This window comes from Paenibacillus forsythiae T98 (genome assembly GCF_000520735.1).
GTDB classification, from domain to species: Bacteria; Bacillota; Bacilli; order Paenibacillales; family Paenibacillaceae; genus Paenibacillus_AQ; species Paenibacillus_AQ forsythiae.
This window is the reverse complement of the sequence record NZ_ASSC01000488.1, coordinates 1-1,715: the sequence shown is the minus strand read 5'-3', so window position 1 is coordinate 1,715 and position 1,715 is coordinate 1. Positions and strand designations below refer to the sequence as shown.

The window sequence follows — 1,715 nt, the reverse complement described above, 5'->3', positions numbered from 1 at the left end:
TTGCGTCCGGCGGAAGGCAGCTGGTTGTTATCGCCGGCAATCACGACCAGCCCGAGCGCGTATCCTCCGTATCTCCGCTTGTCTTCGGACACGGCATTACCCTTGTCGGTCTGCCCGCGGGCGATCCGGTAACGGTCAAGGTGGCCCGGACCGGGGAAATCGCGCGTATAGCGGCCCTTCCGTACCCTTCCGAAGCCCGTCTTGGTGAGCTTCTGGCAGGGGACAGCGACGAAGCCGGACTGAGGCTTGCCTACAGCACGCGGGTAGGCCGCCTGATGAAGCAGCTGTCCCGGGAATTCACGCCAGGCACGGTCAATCTGGCCATGAGCCATATTTATGTGCTGGGCGGCGTCGAGAGCGACTCCGAGCGCCCGATCCAGGTCGGCGGGGCGTATACCGTCGATCCGTCGGCGCTGGCATGCGGCGCGCAGTATACGGCGCTTGGCCACCTCCACCGGCCGCAGAAGGTCAAGGGAGAAGGAGTGATCCGGTACAGCGGCTCACCGCTGGCGTACAGCTTCTCGGAGGCGGGACAGGCCAAGTCCGTAACGATGCTGGACCTTTCGCCGGGAGCGGAGGCGAAGCCGGAAGAGATTCTGCTGCGCTGCGGCCGTCCCCTGGTGGAGTGGGACTGCGCGGGGGGACTTGACGAAGTGTTCCGGTGGCTGGACGAGGACAGGGACCTTGATGCGTTCATCGATCTGAGAATCCGCTTGAGCGAGGCGCTGTCGATGGGGGATATCCAGCGGCTGCGCAAGGCGCGGGAAGGCATTGTACATATCCGGCCGGTCTACCCGGAGATGGAGCGGGAGCTGGAGGCTTCCCTTCGCTCCCGTATGCCGGTGCAGGAGCTGTTCAGAAGATTCTACCAGCGGCAGACCGGCGGAGCCGAGCCGGAAGACAGCCTTGTGGAGCTGTTTCTGGAACTGGCGGAGGAAGAGCGTGAGGGCCAGGAAGCGGAGGAGATCCAATGAAGCCGATACTGTTAAAAGTTAGCGGGCTGCAGAGCTACCGCGAAAGTCAGGAGATCGATTTCGTCAGCCTGTGCGAGACTGGGCTGTTCGGCATCTTCGGACCGACGGGCAGCGGGAAATCGAGCCTGCTCGACGCCATCACCCTGGCGATGTACGGCAAGGTGGAACGCGCCGTGAACGGCACACAGGGGATTATGAACCATTCCGAGGATACCCTTGCCGTGGCGTTCACCTTTGAGCTTGCCTCTTCCCATGGGGCCAGCCGTTATCGGGTGGAGCGGAGATTCAAGCGGACGGGCGAGCAGTCCGTCAGCAATACGGTGAGCCGCTTCATTGAGCTTGGGCCGGACGGCGAAAAGGTAATCGCGGACAAGCTTGCGGAGGTAACGCGCTGCGTCGAGGGCAAAATCGGGCTTAAAATGGATGATTTCACCCGGGCTGTTGTCTTGCCCCAGGGCAAGTTCGCCGAATTTCTGTCGCTGCGCGGCGTGGACCGCAGACAGATGCTTCAGCGTCTGTTCCACCTGGAACAGTATGGCGACCAACTGGCATTGAAGCTCAGCCGCCGGGTCAAGGAGAACGAGGCGGCGCTCCGCGCGCTGGAGGCCGAGCAGCAGGGGCTCGGCAGCGCCGGAGCGGAGGATGTGCGGGCGGCCGAGGAACGTCTTGCCGAGGCTGTGCGCCGCGCAGCGAAGTGCCGCGAGCGGCTGGACGCGGCTTCCCGGCAGGCCGAGCGATTCG

At 63.7% G+C, this 1,715-nt stretch carries 2 protein-coding genes; both read left to right on the top strand.

Translation table 11 applies throughout. From position 1 onward, the window contains the following. The coding region (locus tag L692_RS0115495; RefSeq protein WP_025701064.1) for an exonuclease SbcCD subunit D at positions 1–974 on the top strand (974 nt) is incomplete at its 5' end. Beyond that, positions 971–1,715: AAA family ATPase (locus L692_RS28990; protein WP_036723906.1), on the top strand; the 745-nt coding region annotated here is incomplete at its 3' end. The genes L692_RS0115495 and L692_RS28990, both read left to right, overlap by 4 nt.